The 18,643-nt window shown below is 61.0% G+C and carries 15 protein-coding genes; 7 read left to right on the top strand and 8 right to left on the bottom strand.

Going from position 1 to position 18,643, the window contains the following annotated elements; genetic code table 11:
• Positions 1–46: 46 nt before the first annotated feature.
• The 4 genes from AC0L8G_RS09540 to AC0L8G_RS09525 all read left to right on the top strand — a co-directional run bounded on the left by AC0L8G_RS09540 (position 47) and on the right by AC0L8G_RS09525 (position 5,218).
• The gene (locus AC0L8G_RS09540) at positions 47–991 is read left to right on the top strand and encodes a diacylglycerol kinase family protein (protein ID WP_473388599.1); all 945 of its coding nucleotides are present in this window, start codon (positions 47–49) and stop codon (positions 989–991) included.
• The gene (locus AC0L8G_RS09535; RefSeq protein ID WP_473388598.1) at positions 991–1,968 is read left to right on the top strand and encodes a hypothetical protein; all 978 of its coding nucleotides are present in this window, start codon (positions 991–993) and stop codon (positions 1,966–1,968) included. The genes AC0L8G_RS09540 and AC0L8G_RS09535 overlap by 1 nt, the downstream gene beginning before the upstream one ends.
• 1 nt (position 1,969) lies before the next feature.
• Positions 1,970–2,764, top strand: a complete 795-nt coding sequence (locus AC0L8G_RS09530) for an alpha/beta fold hydrolase (RefSeq protein ID WP_473388596.1) — start codon at positions 1,970–1,972, stop codon at positions 2,762–2,764.
• 258 nt (positions 2,765–3,022) lie between these two features.
• Positions 3,023–5,218 carry a TonB-dependent receptor gene (locus AC0L8G_RS09525; RefSeq protein WP_473388595.1) on the top strand — a complete coding sequence of 732 codons (2,196 nt, stop codon included), beginning with the start codon at positions 3,023–3,025 and terminating at the stop codon, positions 5,216–5,218.
• 152 nt (positions 5,219–5,370) lie between these two features.
• On the opposite strand, the gene AC0L8G_RS09520 is transcribed toward AC0L8G_RS09525, so the two are convergent.
• Complete coding sequence (locus AC0L8G_RS09520; protein ID WP_473388594.1) at positions 5,371–6,249, bottom strand: N-acyl homoserine lactonase family protein; 879 nt, start codon at positions 6,247–6,249, stop codon at positions 5,371–5,373.
• Between the two features lie 144 nt (positions 6,250–6,393).
• Between AC0L8G_RS09520 and glpK the strand changes: the two genes are divergently transcribed.
• The gene (glpK, locus tag AC0L8G_RS09515) at positions 6,394–7,881 is read left to right on the top strand and encodes a glycerol kinase GlpK (RefSeq protein ID WP_473388593.1); all 1,488 of its coding nucleotides are present in this window, start codon (positions 6,394–6,396) and stop codon (positions 7,879–7,881) included.
• Between the two features lie 108 nt (positions 7,882–7,989).
• Here glpK and selD read toward each other — a convergent pair whose 3' ends face one another.
• Complete coding sequence (gene selD / locus AC0L8G_RS09510) at positions 7,990–9,036, bottom strand: selenide, water dikinase SelD (protein WP_473388591.1); 1,047 nt, start codon at positions 9,034–9,036, stop codon at positions 7,990–7,992.
• 83 nt (positions 9,037–9,119) lie between these two features.
• Between selD and mnmH the strand changes: the two genes are divergently transcribed.
• Both mnmH and AC0L8G_RS09500 read left to right on the top strand, forming a co-directional pair.
• Positions 9,120–10,208, top strand: coding sequence for a tRNA 2-selenouridine(34) synthase MnmH (gene mnmH / locus AC0L8G_RS09505; protein WP_473388590.1), 1,089 nt, complete (start codon positions 9,120–9,122; stop codon positions 10,206–10,208).
• Positions 10,195–10,923, top strand: coding sequence for an SDR family NAD(P)-dependent oxidoreductase (locus AC0L8G_RS09500; RefSeq protein WP_473388589.1), 729 nt, complete (start codon positions 10,195–10,197; stop codon positions 10,921–10,923). The genes mnmH and AC0L8G_RS09500 overlap by 14 nt, the downstream gene beginning before the upstream one ends.
• A gap of 95 nt (positions 10,924–11,018) precedes the next feature.
• On the opposite strand, the gene der is transcribed toward AC0L8G_RS09500, so the two are convergent.
• The 6 genes from der to AC0L8G_RS09470 form a co-directional block, all read right to left on the bottom strand.
• Positions 11,019–12,425, bottom strand: a complete 1,407-nt coding sequence (gene der, locus AC0L8G_RS09495) for a ribosome biogenesis GTPase Der (RefSeq protein ID WP_473388587.1) — start codon at positions 12,423–12,425, stop codon at positions 11,019–11,021.
• Positions 12,426–12,454: 29 nt separating this feature from the next.
• Positions 12,455–13,858 (bottom strand): outer membrane protein assembly factor BamB family protein, encoded by a 1,404-nt coding sequence (locus AC0L8G_RS09490; protein WP_473388585.1) that lies wholly within the window; start codon positions 13,856–13,858, stop codon positions 12,455–12,457.
• 12 nt (positions 13,859–13,870) lie between these two features.
• On the bottom strand, positions 13,871–14,713 hold the full coding sequence (locus AC0L8G_RS09485; RefSeq protein ID WP_473388584.1) for a tetratricopeptide repeat protein: 843 nt from the start codon (positions 14,711–14,713) through the stop codon (positions 13,871–13,873).
• 205 nt (positions 14,714–14,918) lie between these two features.
• Positions 14,919–16,253: an omega-aminotransferase AptA gene (gene aptA, locus AC0L8G_RS09480; protein ID WP_473388583.1), complete on the bottom strand. Its 1,335-nt coding sequence runs from the start codon at positions 16,251–16,253 to the stop codon at positions 14,919–14,921.
• A 16-nt stretch (positions 16,254–16,269) separates the two neighbouring features.
• Positions 16,270–17,763 carry an aldehyde dehydrogenase gene (locus AC0L8G_RS09475; RefSeq protein WP_473388581.1) on the bottom strand — a complete coding sequence of 498 codons (1,494 nt, stop codon included), beginning with the start codon at positions 17,761–17,763 and terminating at the stop codon, positions 16,270–16,272.
• Between the two features lie 11 nt (positions 17,764–17,774).
• Positions 17,775–18,605, bottom strand: a complete 831-nt coding sequence (locus tag AC0L8G_RS09470; protein ID WP_473388580.1) for a hypothetical protein — start codon at positions 18,603–18,605, stop codon at positions 17,775–17,777.
• Positions 18,606–18,643: the final 38 nt, after the last annotated feature.

Here is an 18,643-nt window from a genome sequence, read left to right as displayed (position 1 = left end):
AACCGGATCAGGCGGGCGCGCCCCCTGGCCTTTTTGAGTGCTCAATATGTCGACCGCGTCCATGATCATCAACGCCAAGAGCAGCCGCAATGCGATGCTTGCGGACGACCTGCTTTACGTTTCCAAACGTCATCAGGATATTCGCCCTTATGTGCTTGAGCGTTTTGAAGATCTCGACAATGCGCTCGACGATATCGGCAAAGGCAATTCCAACACGCTGATCCTCGCCGGCGGCGACGGCACGATGCAGGCGGCGATCACCAGTTCGATCAACAAGCGCCGGTCGCCCCGCCAGCCGAATTACGTGGCGCTGCCCTGCGGCATGACGAATGTCATCGCCAATGATTGCGGCTTGCAGGGTCCGCCCGCGACGTCGCTCGACAATTTTCTGTGGCGGCGCGGACGCGGCGAAGTCTCGCGCGTCGAGCGCCCATTGATCGGCATGCAGCTTTCCGAGCGTCAGGACCCGATCTACGGATTTTTCCTCGGCGCCGGGTTGTTCCATACCGCCGTGCAGTTCAGCCGCCAGAATGTTCAGAAGATGGGCGCCAAGCGCTCGCTCGCCGTCGCGCTGTCCGCCGGCGGCTTCCTGTTGAAGACCGCCTTTGACAACGCCAAGGGTCCGCCGCCCATGCCGACGCAACTTCGCGACGCCAATGGCGAGTTGCAGGACCATGAGCTGTCGATGATGCTGATGACGACGCTCAACTCCCTGTCCGCCGGGATCTTCCCGTTCTGGGCCGAGGGCGAAGAACCGATGAGCGTGATGTCGCTTCCCTTCCCGCGCAAAAATCTCCTGCTCGCGGCGATGACGATCCTGCGCGGCAAATCGCAATCCTGGTTTGAAGACGCCGGCTATCACAGTTGGAAAACCGACGAGATCCGCATGCGGTTTGACGGACCGGTGGTGTTTGACGGTGAAATCTTCCATACAGCGCCGGATGAAGATCTGATCATCAAGGTTTCTGAAAAAGCCGCATTCCTCGTTTGATGACGACACCCCTTTCCGAAACGCCCGCGCCGCAGAGCGCGCTCTTCGCCTTGCGCTCGCGCATCCGCGCCGTCTCCGCGCCGCCGCTTGATGAACCGGCGCAATTGCTTGTCGATGCGCTAGGCTCCAAATTTCCCGGCGCGGCGATCTTGTTTTACGGCTCCGGCGCCAGCGTTTCCGGCAATGACGATCCCGCCAGCGTGATTTTCGATTTCTATGTGATCGGCGAGTCCTATGAAGCGCTCAGCCCGTCGCCAATGCTGCGCGCCGCGAACAAACTGATCCCGCCGAATGTTTTCTATTTCGAGACACCGTCGCGCTTTGGAACCTTGCGGGCCAAATATGCGGTGCTGACCCTTGGTCACTTTGAAAAGCTGGTGAGCGAGCAAACCTTCCATTCTTATTTCTGGGCGCGTTTCGCCCAACCCTCGCGCATTCACGCGCCGGATGACGCGATGCATGACCGCCTCGAAATTGCGCTCGCGCGCGCCATCGCCACTTTCTGCAAGCGCGCCGCCGCGCTGATGGACGCGCCCTTCACGCCCCGCGCCCTGTGGCTCGCCGGTCTTGGCGCGTCTTACAAGGCGGAGCTGCGCGCGGAAGATGAAGAACGCGCAGGCAAGCTGCTGGACAGCTATGGCGACTGGGCCGACGCCGTCACCGCCCCCGCCCTCGCTTATGCCGGGCTGGACAACAAAGTCACGGATGGAACGATCACGCTTACAGCGCCGCCGCGCGCCAGCACGCTGGCCTGGCGCATGCGCGCCATCGCCGGCGCGTTTTTGTCGATCGCGCGATTGCTGAAAGGCACGCAGACCTTCAAAGGCGGCATTGACTACATCGCCTGGAAAATCCAGCGTCATTCGGGCGTTGATATTGCGATCACCGAATGGGAACGCAAGCATCCCATGCTCGGGGCGCCGGGCGCGGCGCTGCGCTATTATCGGTTGCGCGCCGACATGCGGAAGAACGCCTGACATGCCTGTTCTGTCTACAGATCAAGTCGACCTTCACTATAAACAAACCGGAAGCGGCTCGCCGCTTTTGCTTATTCCGGGTCTTGCGAGCGATCATGCGAGCTGGGGGCCGGTGTCGCCGCGCCTTTCCAAACAATTCTCCCTGATCATGGCGGATAATCGCGGCGCCGGGCAAACCCGCAGCAAGGGCGCGATCACCATCGAGACTATGGCGCGCGATTATCTCTCTCTGCTTGACCATCTTGAGATCGAACGCGCGCATGTGCTCGGTCATTCCATGGGCGGCGTCATCGCCATGGTGCTCGCCGACATGGCGCCGGATCGCATCGACCGGCTGGTGCTTGCCGCCAGCAGCGCAAAAAGTCCGGCGCGCGCAATTTCGGTTGTCGAAACCATTCTCGCCTTGCGCGAAGCGGGCGCGCCCGATGAGCTTTGGCTGCGGGCGTTTTTTCACTGGTTGTTCAAGCCGGAATTTTTCGAACACAAAAACGCCGTCGACGCCGCCATCGCGCTCGCCATCGCCTATCCCCATGCGCAGTCCATCGCCGATATGCGCCGCCAGGTCGATGCGATCCGCGCCTATGACGCAAGCGCCCTGCCCGCGCGCATCAAACCCGACGCGCTCATTCTCGCAGGCGATCTCGACCTGATGTTCTCGCCCGCGGAGATTGCGGCGAGCTATGCGAAAAAGGCGAATGTTCAACATCGAACGATCACCGGCGCCGCCCATTCCCTGCATTGGGACGCCCCGGCGGCCTTTGTGAATGCGGTTTGCGACTATCTGGGCGGTTCCTGACCGGCCGGGACTTTGCGCCACGCAATGGCCGTTGAAATTCTGTCACAAAAACGATAAACACCAGCTCTCGCGCAACCATGTGTGCGTCAGGCCGCCGAGTAAACGGCGATCCTTTTCAGGGCCTGGGGCGTCATGGGAGCGACCGGAAGGCGAGTAAAACGCCATCATTCCGGCGATCCGCGCGAAGCCATTGGAGACGGCAGGGCCCGAGTAAAACGGGGTCTTCCGGGCTTCGCCGATATGAGCTGGAAACGCCCAATGAAAAAAATAGTTTTGTCCGTCGCCCTAGCAGGCGTCGCAATGCCTTATGCCGCGCTCGCGCAGGATGACGAGATCATCGTCACCGCCCAGCGCCGCGAACAGTCGCCGCAAGATGTGGGCGTCGCGCTGAATGTTTTCTCCGGCGCCGATCTGATTGCGCAAGGCGTGTCCAAGGTGAACGGGCTCGAGAACATTTCGCCCAGCCTGGAAATCGAAAACCAGTTCGGTTCCGGCCAGCCGAGCTTTTCCATTCGCGGCGTCGGCTTTCGCGATTACGCCACCAACAATGCGCCGACCGTCGGCGTGTATGTCGACGATGTCGCCTATCCGATCCCGGTGATGACGCAGGGCGTTCTTTTCGATGTGGAGCGCGTTGAAGTTCTGCGCGGACCGCAGGGAACGCTTTACGGCCGCAACACAACCGGCGGCGCCATCAAGATTATTTCCAATGCGCCAAGCGATGATTTCACCGCCGGCGCGAGCATTGAAGGCGGACGCTTTGGCCGCGTCGATGCGGAGGGTTATGTTTCCGGCGCCGTAAGCGACAATATCCGCCTGCGGCTGTCCGGCGCGACCGCCCATGGCGGCGCCTGGCAAGTCAGCCGCGAAACCGGCGAGGAAGTCGGCGATGCGGAACAATATGCGCTGCGCGGTCTCGTTGCCGTCGACATTGCGCCGGAGGTGGAAGCCCTGTTCAACCTGCATGGCTTTATCGACGATTCCGACGGGCTCGGCCTGCAATTGTTCAATGACAGTCTGCTCGACGGGTCGCTCGCGCATACGGGCCGCGAGATCAGCTATGGCTCCTCTGCGGATTTTACGGCGCTAACCGGCATCGCCGAAGACGCCCATCCTTTCCGCAACAATGAAGGATGGGGAGCGAACCTCACCTTGAACGCGCCGGTCGGCGACGCAAAGCTCACCTATATCGGCGCCTTTGAGACATTGAACCGTAAGGAGTTTAGTGATTTCGATGCGCTCACCCTGGGCGGCGCGGGCGTATATTTCCAGTCGAGCGCCGATGTGATGTCCCATGAGCTGCGCCTTGCCGGCGGCGGCGAGCGTCTTAACTGGGTCGGCGGTCTTTATTATTCGCAAGAAGACCTGAACGAACTTTACCAGTCCGACTTCGCCGCGAGCTTTGGACCCGGCTTTGCGGTCTCAACCCCATACCGGCAAAAAGTCCGCACCATGGCCGCCTATCTCCATGGGGACTATGCGCTGACGGAGCTGATCACGCTGGTCGCCGGGCTTCGTTATGAAGACGAAAACCGCAAGCTGCGCGATCTCGGCACCTTTTCACTCGGCACGGGGCCGCTCAATTTCGCAAACGGAACCATCGACGGCACACTGGAAAGCCGCGATCTTTCATCGGACAATCTTTCCGGCAAAATCGGCGTCGAACTGACGCCTACGGATGATGTGTTGCTCTATGCGCATTTCAGCCGCGGCGTGAAATCCGGCGGCTTCACCGCTTACAACACGCTCAACCCGAATGCGTTGACGCCTTTCGCGCCGGAAAAACTCAACGCCTTTGAGGTTGGCTTCAAAACCAGCGCCGCCGGCATTTTACAGCTCAATGGCGCCGCCTATTTTTACGACTATAACGACCAGCAAGTGCAGTCCGCGATCTATGACGGCGGCACCGGCGCGATTGTCGGGCGCATCGTCAACGCCGACAGCGAAATTTTCGGCGCGGAACTGGAAGCTGTCCTGACCCCGGCGCCGTGGCTCACCATCGGCCAGTCGGTCGGCTACAAGACCGGCGAGTTCACCAGCTTCACCGATCTCGATACGGCGGCGACAAGCCTTGCGGGCATGGCCGTCTACACCGACCGCACGGGTCAGGATCTTGGCTTCCCGAATGTCAGCTATCAGGGCTTTGTCGCGGCGCAAACGCCAATCGCCGATGGATGGTCAGCGCGCGCGCGGTTCGACTATTCCTACCGCGACAGTCTGGCTTTGCCCTTGCTCGGTCCCGACTATGCGGTCAGCGATTACTGGCTCGCCAATGCGCAGCTTGCTGTCGGTCCTGATGACGGGCGCTGGGAGCTGGCTTTATGGGGCCGCAATATCTTCAACACCGATTACGACGAAACGCGGAACTTCTTCATTGCGCCGGGCGACGTAGCCGATGTTGCTGCGCCGGGCATGCCCGCCACCTATGGGGCGCGGGTAAGCGTCACCTATTAAACTGAAAGCCCCTCGCCCCTTTGGGGAGAGGGGTTGGGGTGAGGAAAAAAACAACAACGCTTTTACGGTTGCGGCTCCACCGTCACCCTGCAAGCGCCGCCTGTCGGCTTTGCTCGCCACCCTCTCCCGCCAGCGGGAGAGGGTAAAGACGCCTAGTCCAGATATCCCGGCAGGCGCGGCAGCGCTTCATAATCCGCCATCACATGCTGGATGATGACGCGCGCGCCGGTGTCTTTTGCAACCTGTTCGAACCGGCCCATGGACGCCAGCGTATCGTCAACATTGGTGTTGAATTTCGGCACATAGCGGTTCTCGCGCGACTCCTGCAAATGATACATGTCGCCGGAGAGCAGTACGGGGCCGGAATTTTCCAGCTCCACCAACAGCGACGTGTGGCCTGGCGTATGGCCCGGCATGGCGAGAATTTTCACCTTGCCGTCGCCGAACACATCATGGTCGCCGTCAAACTCGATCGTCTCCGCCTCTTCCAATGCGGCATAAAGCGGGAAGTTTTGTTCATCCGCGCGCGCCTCGGCGCGGAACATATGGGCGCGCTCATCCTTGTCGATGAGCAAGGTCGCGCCGGCGAAACGCGCCGCATCGCCAATATGATCGAAATGCGAGTGCGACGGCGTGAAGTAGTCCACATCGGCGACGGTCATTCCAATCTCGCCAAGCTGACCTTCAATTGTCTTTGGCATGGTCATGCCAAACGGACCGAATGCAACGCCCTCTTCGCCTGCGTCGTGAATGCTTGCGGGAATGCCGGCGTCCCAAAGCAGATCGCCTTTCGGATGACGGATGAGAAAACACATGACAGACGCGTCATTACTGCGGCCGTCATATTCATTGCCTTGCGTAAACAACGACAGATCATTCATGGCGATGCGGCCGCAATCGAACGTGTATAAACGCACCGGCGCCGTCGCCGCTTCGCTGACAGCCTCGCCGGCGGGCTTGTCGCCCTGTGAACAGGCGCCGCCGAGCGCCAGCGCGATGACCGCGCCGCCTATGGATAAAAACTTCTTCATTTCCGCCCTCCGTTAATATTCTATCCCCTTGCCTATCAGCGTTCCGGCCCGGTGAAAACAGGCCGACAAAGCTGTCAGGCGGGGTTTCAGCGCCGGTGCAACTCGCAGTAGACTGGCGCCAACGCAACAGGCCGGACCCGATAGATGAGCGACTTCCAGCCGCCTTATATTCTGTCCATTGATCAGGGCACCACATCCAGCCGGGCCATTGTCTTTGACAGTGCGGGGGCGATTGTTGCGCGTGCACAATCGGATTTCCCGCAGCATTTTCCGAATGACGGCTGGGTCGAGCACGACCCGGAAGACATCTGGCGCACAACGCTGGAAACCGCACGAGCCGCCTTCACCGAAGCGGAAAAGTCAGGTGAAGTTGTTGCGGTCGGCGTCACCAATCAGCGCGAAACGACTATCTTGTGGGACCGCAAGACCGACGCGGCGGTGTATAACGCCATTGTCTGGCAGGACCGGCGCACGGCGGATATCTGCACCGGCTTGCGCGAAGACGGCGCCGAACCTCATGTCATGGCGCGCACCGGGCTTTTGATCGACCCCTATTTTTCGGCGACCAAGGCCGCCTGGGTGCTCGACAATGTGGCGGGCGCGCGGGACCGCGCCGAAGACGGCGACCTCGCCTTTGGCACGGTGGACTCCTTCCTGATCTGGCGGCTGACCGGCGGCAAGGAGCATGCGACGGACGCGACAAATGCAAGCCGCACCTCGCTTTACAACATCCACGACAATCACTGGGACGATGCGCTGCTGAAAACCTTCCGTGTGCCGAAGGGTCTATTGCCGAATGTGCGCGACAGCGCCGATGATTTCGGCATGACCGAGCCGGAATTTTTCGGCCGTCCCCTGCCGATTTGCGGCGTCGCGGGCGATCAACAGGCGGCCGCTTTCGGGCAAGCCTGTTTCACCCCCGGCGCGATTAAAAGCACCTATGGCACTGGCTGTTTCGTCTTGATCAATACCGGCGCCAAACCCCTCGCCTCGAACAACAAGCTGCTCTCCACCATCGCCTATCGGCTAAACGGCGAGACCACTTACGCTTTGGAAGGCTCGATCTTCATCGCCGGCGCGGCGGTGCAATGGCTGCGCGATGAATTGCAGATCATCAAAAACGCCGCCGAGACAGCCGAACTCGCCGAAAGCATCGAAACCAATAATGGCGTCTATCTGGTTCCCGCCTTTACCGGGCTCGGGGCGCCGCACTGGTCACCGAAAGCGCGGGGCCTGATTTCCGGCCTCACCCGCGGCGCCGGGCGCGCCGAGCTTGCGCGCGCGGCACTGGAAAGCGTCGTCTACCAGACCGCCGATCTGATGAACGCCATCGCGCGAGACGGCGCCGCGACCAAAACCTTGCGCGCCGATGGCGGCATGGTCGCCAATGACTGGCTGATGCAATTCCTCGCCGATATTCTCGGGCTGCCGGTGGAGCGGCCGAAAGTGCTGGAGACGACAGCGCTGGGCGCTGCCTATCTCGCGGGGCTCAAGGCCGGAATTTTTGAAGACCTCGATGACATCGCCGAGCGCTGGCGCCTCGATGCGCGCTTTCAGCCCGCCATGGCGCCGGATTTGCGCACCCGCAATCTCAATGGCTGGGCCGACGCGCTCCGGCGCACGCTGGCTTAGGTCAGCGACCTTCATCCTGAGGATGAAAAAATCCTTCATGTCCTTCGAGACAGCCTTCGGCCCCTCAGGATGAAGGATTTTTTCGTCTCGAAGGATGCGTAACAGGCGTCAGCTTTTGAACGTAATCTTCGGCGCGCCGTCAGCCACCTCGCCGATCACGCACGCCGCATCATGTCCATGCTTTTTGAACGCCGCGAGCACCTTGTCCGCCGCTGACGGCGCACAGGAAACCAGCAGCCCGCCCGATGTCTGGGGATCGGTGAGCATGTGGCGCGACGCCTCAGCCCATCCAGCCGGCGCCTCCACCCATTCTTTCACGCTTTCCCAATTGCGCCCTGACGCGCCGGTTTTCACGCCATCGGCAAGCAGCGCACGGGCCAGATCGAACACCGGCACCGAACCCTCATCAATCGTCGCGATGACTGCGCTGCCCCGGCAGATTTCGCTCAGATGACCCAGCAGGCCGAAGCCGGTCACATCGGTCATGGCGTGCACGCCGTCAATTTCTGCAATGTCCGCACCCGGACGGTTGAGCAATGTCGTCGAGGCGATCATCTGTTCATAGCCTTCCGGCGGTAGGATTTCTTTTTTCAGCGCCGCACTGAATATGCCGACGCCGAGCGGCTTGCCGAGGATCAGGACATCGCCCGGCTTCGCGCCATTATTGCGCAGGATCTTATCGGGATGGACGAGCCCCATGGCGGCCAGCCCGTATATCGGTTCAGCGGAATCGATGGAGTGACCGCCGGCCACTGGCGCGCCAGCGGCTTCGCTCGCCGCGCGGCCGCCCTCCAGAATGCGGCGGATGGTTTCGGTGGACATCTTGTCGATCGGCATGCCGACAATGGCGAGCGAGAAAATCGGCCGCCCGCCCATGGCGAACACATCTGACAAGGCGTTAGTCGCGGCGATCCGCCCGAACTCGAACGGGTCATCGACGATCGGCATGAAAAAATCTGTGGTGGCGATCAGCGCCGCCTCGTCGGAAATCCTGTAGACGGCCGCGTCATCGCTGGTCGCCGCATCGACCATCAGCGCCGAATGCGCCGCAGCCGCTGGCATATCGCCCAGAATTTCGCGCAGCACATTTGGCGCAATCTTGCAGCCGCAGCCGCCTCCATGGGCGAGCGAGGTCAGGCGGGGCTCGGTTGACATGCAAACCTCCTTGCAGCGTGCGCCAGAAGACCTAGAACACTCCCTGACCTGCGTGCAAGCACAACCAGCAAACCCGGACTGGCATGATCGAAGACATTGGCGACATTTCTATAGAAACGCTTTCGCGCTTTGACGCGATCATCGATGTGCGTTCGCCGTCGGAATTCGCCGAGGATCATTTGCCCGGCGCGATCAACCTGCCGGTGCTTGACGACGCCGAGCGTGCGGAAGTGGGCACGATCTATAAACAGGAATCGCGTCACAAGGCGCGCCGTGTCGGCGCGGCCCATGTGGCCCGCAATGTCGCGCGGCATTTGGAGACTGCGCTCGCCAGCAAGCCAGCGGACTTCACGACGCTGATCTATTGCTGGCGCGGCGGCATGCGCTCCAACGCCATGGCGACCATCCTGTCACAGGTCGGCTGGCGCTGCGGCGTGTTGAATGGCGGTTACAAGACCTGGCGGCGCGCAGTTGTCGCCGACTTGCGCGACAGCGAGGCGGCGTTGCCGCTCATCCTGCTGGACGGCCAGACCGGCGTCGCCAAGACAGACATTCTGCGCACGGCGCAAAAAGCCGGCGTGCAGATCCTCGATCTCGAAGCGCTGGCCAATCATCGCGGCTCAGTGTTTGGCGGACACGCGGATGCTCCGCAGCCGGATCAACGGTTGTTTGAGTCGCGGCTTTACGATGCGCTGCGCCATCTCGACCCGGCGCGGCACATTCTGGTGGAGGCGGAATCAAACCGCATTGGCCGCTGCGAAATTCCCAAACGCCTGTGGACATCAATGCTGGCGGCGCGGCGCATCATCATCGAGGCCGAGCCGGAGGCGCGCGCGCCCTATCTCATCACCGCCTATGCGGACATGATCGCCGACGCCGACGCTGCGGGCGCCGCAATCGACCGGTTGAAACCGTTTCATTCTAGCGAGACCATCACTGACTGGCGCGCCCTCGCCGATGCAGGCCATTGGGAAAGCCTCGTCGCCACGCTGATGCGCGCCCATTACGACCCCGCCTATGAGCGCAGCCGCAAGCGCGGCCGGGTCGGCGCACCCCTCGCCAGGTTCCGCCTTAGGGCGCTCGACAGCGCGACATTTGAACGGGTTGCAGAGGACATCGCTTACGCCCTATTGAGCCCCTCCAAAAAGGAATTCACCCATGTCCGCACCTGATCTTTCCGGCAAAACCGCCCTCGTCACCGGCGCCTCGCGCGGCATTGGCCGCTCCATCGCGCTGGCGCTCGCCAAGGCCGGCGCCCATGTGCTGGCGCTGGCGCGCACTCCCGGCGCGCTGGAGGAACTCGATGACGAGATCAAGGCGGCGGGCGGCAAAGCATCCCTCATTCCCCTCGATCTTGTTGAAGGCGACGGCATTGAACGGCTCGCCGGCGCGCTCAGCCAGCGTTTTGACGGGCTCGATATTCTGGTCCTCAACGCCGGCAGCCTTGGCGAGCTGGCCCCAATTCCCGATATCGATCCGAAAGTCTGGAAACACACGCTTGATCTCAACGTCACCGCAAATTGGCGGCTGTTGCGCGCACTCGATCCGATGCTGCGCAAATCCGCCGATGCGCGGGTGATCGGGCTGTCCTCGCGGGTTGGCGGCGAAGCGGCGAAAGCCTTCTGGGGCAGCTATGCGGTGACTAAAGCGGCCTTCGACATGCTTTTGAAAACTTATGCGGAAGAAATGGCGAAGACCAAGGTCAATGTCTCCCTGATCAGCCCCGGCCCGATGCGCACCACAATGCGCAAAGTCGCGATGCCCGGCGAAGACCCCGCAACCCTTCCGCATCCGGATGAATTGCTGCCGCTGGTCTATCACTTGCTGACCCGCGAAGAACGCGAGCCCCTGCGTATTTCCTTCAGGGAGTGGCGGGACGCGCCATAAGTCGAGCCTTCACCCTGAGGAGCAAAAATTTCTTCGCCCTTCGAGACGACACCTACGGTGTCCCTCAGGATGAAGAAATTTTGCGTCTCGAAGGATCACGAGCAAACGCAGCGCAAGCGACGGCGCCTAACGCTTTTTTCTTTCGCAAAGGGATTGTCCGGCTTTTTCAAAATAAGCCGGATCGGCACCGCCTTGATGTCGAAGGCGTCGCGAATGCCATTGATCAAATAGCGCTTATAGGCGGCGGGCAAATCTTCCGCGCGCGTGCATTGGGCCACAAAGGTTGGCGGCCGGGTTTTGATCTGCGCGATATAACGGATCTTGATGCGCTGGCCGGACACCGCCGGCGGCGCATGGCGATGCAGCGCTTCATGCAGCCAATCGTTAAGCTCCGGCGTTTTCACCCGAGCATTCCAGTCAATATAGACCTTGATCACCGCCGGCATCAGGCGATTAAGCCCGGCGCCGGTGAGCGCGGAAAACGGCGTGATCGGAATATCCGGCGCCTGCGGCAGAAGACGGGCGGCCGTTTCTTTCAGCTCGCGCATCTTCGCGTCTTTATCTTCGATCAGGTCCCATTTGTTGATCGCGATGACCAGCGCGCGTCCTTCGCGCAGCGCAAGGTCGGCGATCTGCAAATCCTGTTTGTCGAAAGGGTTTTCCGCATCGAGCAGCAAGACGGCGACTTCGGCGAATTTGATCGCGCGCAAGGCGTCGGCGACGGACAACTTTTCAAGCTTTTCCTGCACCTTCGACTTTTTGCGCATGCCCGCCGTGTCGAACAGCTTGACCGGCCAGTCGCGGTCCTTGCCGGCCCATGTCCACTCAACGGAAATCGAGTCGCGGGTGATCCCCGCTTCGGGGCCGGTCAGCAGCCGGTCCTCGCCAATCAGGCGATTGACCAAAGTCGACTTGCCGGCATTCGGACGGCCAATGATGGCGACGCGAAGCGGCTTTAGCGGATTGTCCCATTCCGCCTCTTCGTCGATGTCTTCATCACCCTGGAATTGCGCGAGGAATGGCTCCAGCGCGTTGTAAAGCTCGCCCATGCCTTCGCCATGCTCGGCGGAGATCGCAATTGGTTCGCCCGCGCCCAGTTCATAGGCGTCGTAAAACCCGGCCGCGCCCGCATTGCCTTCGGCTTTGTTGGCGAGAAGGATCACCGGCTTGCCGCTGGCGCGCAGCAACCGCGCAAAGGTCTGGTCGAGCGGCGTGACGCCGGCCCGCGCATCCACAAGGAAGAGGCATGCAGCCGCTTCGGCCACCGCCGCATCGGTCTGCTTGCGCATGCGTCCTTCAAGGGCGGCTTCCGGCGCCTCTTCAAGGCCCGGCGTGTCGATGACCGTGAAAGACAGATCGCCCAGACGCGCCTCGCCCTCGCGGCGGTCGCGGGTCACCCCCGGCGTGTCGTCGACAAGCGCCAGCCGCTTGCCAACCAGACGGTTGAACAGCGTCGACTTGCCGACATTAGGCCGGCCTACAAGTGCAATTTTAACCGGCATGAACTTCAGCGAAGCCCGTCCTGCGCTTCCTAGCGCATCGCGATCAGCTTGCCCTTCTCCGTCAGGATAAAGATCTTTTCGCCAGCAACGATTGGCGACACAACAGAACCGCCGTCGATTTTCTTGACCTCAATGACTTCGCCATCTTCCGGCGAAACCCGTACGAGCTCCTGATCCGACGATACAAGAATGAGACTGTCGCCTGCATAAACCGGACCAGACCAGGAAATGCGGCCCTTTTTCTTTTTCTCTTTTTTGTATTGGCGAAGCTGGGTCAGCCAGATAATGCCGCCATCGGCGCGCGACACGCAGATCAGCTCGCCCTCAATCGTCACAATATAAATAAAGTCGCCCGCCACCCACGGCATTTGCAGGCTGGCGATCGGCATTTCCCACACGGGCTGGCCGGTGCGGATATCGATCGCGGAAAAACGCCCGCCATGGCTGACCACATAGACCAGGCCGCGGTCGATGACCGGGCTGCCGGCGATGTCGTTGAGCGAGGCCAGCGCCGTCAGGCGCGATTCCCGCGACAAGGTCATGTCCCAGACCGAGCGGCCATTATCGGCGATGAACGCCACAAGCTCGCCCGAGGAAAACGGCGCCACGACAAGATCGCCCGCCGCCGCCGGGCTTGAGGAAGACAGGAAGCGCGCAGATTCTTCAAAGGACTGAAACGCCCATTCGCGCTCGCCGGTTTCCTGATTGAGCGCCAGAAATTCGTTGGTGTTGGTCGAGAGATAGACCTTGCCGCGATAGGCCGTCGGCGGCGTGCGCACCGGCGCGTCGGTTTGCACGCGCCATAATTCGTCGCCGGTTTGCGCATGCAGCGCGGCGACAAAGCCAAATCCCGAAGTGATGAAGATGCGCCCCTGTTCAAAGGCGACGCCGCCGCCAAAACCGATTTCCGCCGATTTCGGCCCGCGGAAAAGTTCACGAACGCGAAAACGCTGATCGATGTCCGGCGCCAGTTCCGCGCGCCAGATCAGCTCGCCGGTCTCGGCGTTATAGGAGGAAACATTCGCGTCCGCATCGAGCACAAACACGCGGTCGTCGACCACGATCGGCGGCGAGGTCAGGCGCGCGCGGCGCGGCGAGGCTTTGCCCACATCCGCCGTCCAAAGCTTTTTCAACTCAAGCGGCGCGCTGAGATGGTGCAGCGTATGGTCGGCTTCACCGCCGGGCTGGGTCCAGGAAGAGTTCACATAAGGCGGCGGCGTTTCGACCGTCATCCCCGCATAGCGCGGGTCCGGCGCAAGCTCTTGCTCAAGCGCGAGGATCGAAATGCGATCATCCTCTTTCGGGGCGTTGGGATCGTCTTTTTCCTTGCCGCCAAACAGGCTGCCAAGCGGGCCGGAAGAACACCCGGCGAGCAATGTAAACGCGAAGGCCGCCAAAATAATACGCCAAGCCGAAAACGGTGAAAGCTTCATGATCTACTCTTTTTAATTGTGATCGTCGTGTTCGTCTTCGGCGGCGCTCTCCGCCATATCGGCCGGGTCTTCTACAGCATCGGCCGCGACTTCGCCGCTTGCCTCTTCAATCACCGGCGCGGCGTCTTCCGCCGCGTCGCCGGCAATGTCGGCGCCGAGCGTTTTCAGCAAATCATCGACACGCGCTTCGCCGAAAATATTCACGCCCGATTTCGCTTCCGCCGCCAGCGCTGCAAACTCCGTCGCGCGGTCGCGCAATCCCGCAGGCGCATCCATATCAAGCGATAATGCTTCAAATGTGGCGACGGCGCTTTCGTAGTCTTTCTCATTCAGCGAGGCGAGACCGAAAATCTCCTTGGCGTAATAGCTATAGGGGCCTTCCGCCTCGGTGAGACCACCGAGATCGCTCATCACCGCGTCGCGTCCGTCATTCAGCGACAACAGCGCTGCGCGCAATTGCGCGAATTCGCGAAGACGGCGCGGCGCATCGCCCTTGGCGACGTCGCGGTAAATCTCGATGGCTTTCAGGCGCTCGCCGCCGCTGGCATAGGAATTCGCCCGGCGAAGGGCCGCGAGGGCGCCATAGCCGCCCTTTTCCGCCGCCACTGCGTCAAGCGCTGCGCGTCCCGCATCGCTGTCGCTGGCGAGGAGTTCAGCCGCCTTGCGGAAATCAACCGACTGCTCTTCCGCCTTCTGGGTCTGCAAATGGGTCCAGCCCTGCCAGCCGGCGACTCCGGCGACCAGCAGCACAGCCCCGGCGATGACCGCCGGTCCGTTTTTCCTGAAAGACGCCCATTGGCGCTCTTCTTCCAGGGCCTCGTCAACTTCCCTTAGTGCACTATCGTCATTCGCCACTGATTAAATTCCTGCCGCTATGCCGGTCCGTATGCTCTTGGCCGGACTCCCCCTGTCCTGAGCGGGCCGGTTCTAACGGCCTTTGAGGCGCGAGGCAACGCGAGCCGTGATCACCGGCCCCGCCATCGCCCCCCTTGCCGGCCCCAAATCGGCTGATGACAGACCCGGACGGGCGGCCGCCCCCGCAGCAGGCGCTTGGCGCGCCTCAATTCACCGCCTGGAGCCCCTTGCGCAGGGCGTCGATAGTGACGTCGATTTCGCCCTTCCCCATGGTCAGGATCGGCGCGATGGCGAGATTATCGCCATTGGCGCGGATCGCGACGCCTTGCTCATAGGTTTTCAGGAACACCTCATTCCCGCGCGCACCGGGCGCGCCTTCGCGCGGGGCCAGCGTCACCCCGGCGGCAAAGCCCACATTGCGGATATCGATCACATTGGGCTCGCCTTTGAGGGAGTGCACCGCCTCCTCGAAATAGGGCGCCAGCGCCGCCGTCTGGTCATAGACCCCTTCGGTCCGGAAGACCTCCTGCGCGGCGAGCGCCGCCGACGCCGCGAGCGGATGGCCGGAATAGGTGTAGCCATGGAAGAACTCGACGCCGCTCGGCATCGCCTCCATGAATGTATCATAAATCTGTTTACGGACGATTGTCGCGCCCATGGGCACAGCGCCATTATTGATCGCCTTGGCGATGGTGACGATATCCGGTTCAACGCCGTAATGGGTCGCAGCGTTAGTCGCGCCCATGCGTCCGAACCCGGAAATCACCTCATCGACGATCAGCAATATGCCGTGTTTCTTCGTCACCTCGCGCAGGCGTTTCAGATAATTTTTCGGCGGGATGAACACGCCGCCAGAACCGGCGAACGGTTCGACCATCACGGCCGCAATCGTCGATGCGTCATGCAGGGCGATGATCCCTTCCAGCTCGCGCATGTAGGATTCCACATCCACATCCGGTTCGCCGCGCGTGAAGCTTTGCGTCGCCGGGTCATAGGGAAAGGACAGATGATCGACGCCGGGCAGCAGATTGCCGAAAAACTTGCGGTTGTTGACCATGCCGCCAACGCTGATGCCGCCAAAGCCGACGCCGTGATAGCCATTGACCCGGCCGATCAAACGGGTGCGCGCGCCTTCTCCGCGCAGGCGGTGATAGGCGATGGCGATTTTCAGCGCCGTGTCGCCTGCCTCAGAGCCGGAATTGCAAAAGAACACATTGTCGAGGTCGCCGGGGAACTGGTCCGCGACCACATTGGCGAGTTCGAACACTTTCGGATGGCCGAAATTAAACGCATTGGAATAGTCGAGCTCATCCACCTGCGCCTTGATCGCTTCGGAGATCTTCGGGTGGCGATGACCCAAATTGCAGCACCACAGGCCGGAAAAACTGTCCAGAATTTTCCGCCCGTCGCTGGTGTGATAGTAAAAGCCTTCGGCGCGCTCATTGATCCGCGGCGCCGCCTTGAACGCCTTGTTCGGCGTGAACGGCATCCAGTAAGATTGCAGCCAGTCATTGCGGCCGGATTTGGCGTCAGTTGTCATGGTGTTTCAACGCTTCCTATTCGGACAATTGCATCCATATGGTTTTGAGTTCGGTATATTTGTCGAAAGCATGCAGCGACCTGTCGCGCCCGAAGCCTGACTGCTTAAAGCCGCCAAATGGCGTGGTGATGTCGCTGCCGTCCCAGCAATTCACCCAGACATTGCCGGCCCGCAAGGCCCGCGACGCACGGTGCGCAGTATCGAGATTGTTGGTCCAGATGCCTGCCGCAAGCCCGTAAATCGTATCATTGGCGATGCGCAGCGCGTCATCGAGATCGTCAAAGCCAATCGCCGAGATCACCGGACCGAAAATCTCCTCCTGCGCGATGGTCATCTTGTTGTCGACGCCGTCGAAAATCGTCGGCGACACGTAATAGCCGCCGCTATTGCCATGGACGCGCTCGCCGCCGGCGATCAGTTTCGCGCCTTCTTTCGCGCCTTTTTCGATATAGCCGAGCACCGTGTTCATCTGGGCTTCATCGACCAGCGCGCCAAAGGTCGTTGCCGGATCGAGCGGATCGCCCGGCGCGAGATCTTTCGCCACCGCCGCGACTTTTTTCAAAAACTCGTCCTTGATCGAGTTCTGCACCAGCAAGCGCGTGCCCGCCGTACAGACCTGGCCCTGATCGTAAAACACCGCCCAGGCCGCCGCTTGCGCCGCCTTGTCGAAATCGGGGCAGTCCTCCATGACGATTTGCGGGCTCTTGCCGCCGCATTCGAGCCCGACGCGTTTTAAATTGCTCTGCGCGCTGTAACCCATGATCAGCTTGCCCACCGCCGTCGATCCGGTGAAGACGATGCCGTCCACATCCATATGCAAGGCCAGCGCCTTGCCGGCTTTCGCGCCGTCGCCCGGCACGACATTCAACACCCCGTCGGGCACGCCCGCTTCTGACGCCAGTTCGGCGGCGCGCAACATGGTCAGGCTCGCCTGTTCCGCCGGTTTGATGACGATCGAATTGCCCGTGGCGAGCGCCGGGGCAAATTTCCATGACGCCATCAGCAATGGAAAGTTCCAGGGGATCACGGCGCCGATAACGCCCAGCGGTTCGCGCACAATCATCGACAGCGCATTATGGGGAGACGGGCCGATCTCGTCATACACCTTGTCGATGGCTTCGGCGTAGTACCGCACGGTCTGGATCACCAACGGAATGTCGGCGCTGCGCGTATTGGCGAGCGGCTTGCCCATATCGAGGGTTTCCAGCAGCGCCAGTTCTTCTGCATGCGCCTGCAGCTTGTCGGCGAACGCCAGCAGGATGTCGCGCTTTTCGCGCGGCGCTTTCTTGCGCCAATGACCGGCTTCAAAACTGGCGCGCGCCGCGGCGACCGCGTCGTTGATATCCGCCCCGTCACAGGCGGCGAGTTGCGCAAGCTCACTGCCGTCAATGGGCGTGATGCACGGCATGGTCGCGCCGCTCTTTGCCGGGCGGAAAGCGCCATTGATGAAAGCATCGGTTCTGATCGTCACGCGCTCGCGTGCTTGCGAGACGCTGGTTGCAAACGTCATGTCAGTTTTTCCTACTCAATCAGTCCGGATTCGCGGCGCTCTGCGACTTCTTCCTGCCAGGTCAGCATGTTCAGCTCGATGAAGAAGAACGCGACGATCCATAAAAACGCATCCCACGCATCCCAGGGCTCGCCAAGCCAGCCCCAGTAAATCGCGCAGACAAACAAGACGCCATAGAGCAGCAACTTTGACGACTTGTAGGCGAAGAAGAACTTGGTGCCGAACAATCGCGACGATTGCAGATACACCTCAAGCTCCAACACCGCCACAATGACCACCCAGACTGTGGCGTTCAAGACATCCGTCCAGGCAAGCCGCGAAATCAGGCTCAAATTCTCCGGCGTCGCCATCAAATTGGCCTTGGTGTTGATATAGGCCTCCCCCGCCAGCGCGGCGCAGTTTTGCGCGTCGAGCGGCGCAAACTCATCGAGATCGAGCGCAAAGCTCAACTCGCCGCCAACCAGCGTGCATGGGTCCGCGCCGGTATAAAGTTCAAACCCGAGCGGAATCCAAAGCGTCGCCCAATATCCGTAAAGCGCGTAAAGAATGATCGCGCCGCAGATCACGGTCAGGATGTTCATGCCCCATTCAACACCCGCCTTGATGCGCTCATCGGGGAGCACAAAGGTTTCCAGCTCGAGCAGGAGCAGCAAAATCAGCCAGGCTGCGGTGTCGATGGAGTCCGTATAAGCGATGATGATATCGCTAAGCGCCAACCCGTCTTCATAGGTTGTGGCGCTGCTCGTAAAGTTCTCAAGAAAAAAGTAGCCGGTATTGACCGCCAGCAGCGCGTAAATCGTATATTTAAAAGCCTGAAACAGCCTGCCGGTTTTTATGATCATGGCTTGCCCAGTAAACGGCGCCGGCCATTTCTGGCCGG

It is taken from the genome of Hyphococcus sp. D3-15, assembly GCF_055809375.1.
The sequence above is the reverse complement of the archived record's forward strand: the minus strand, read 5'-3'. Positions and strand labels throughout refer to the sequence as shown.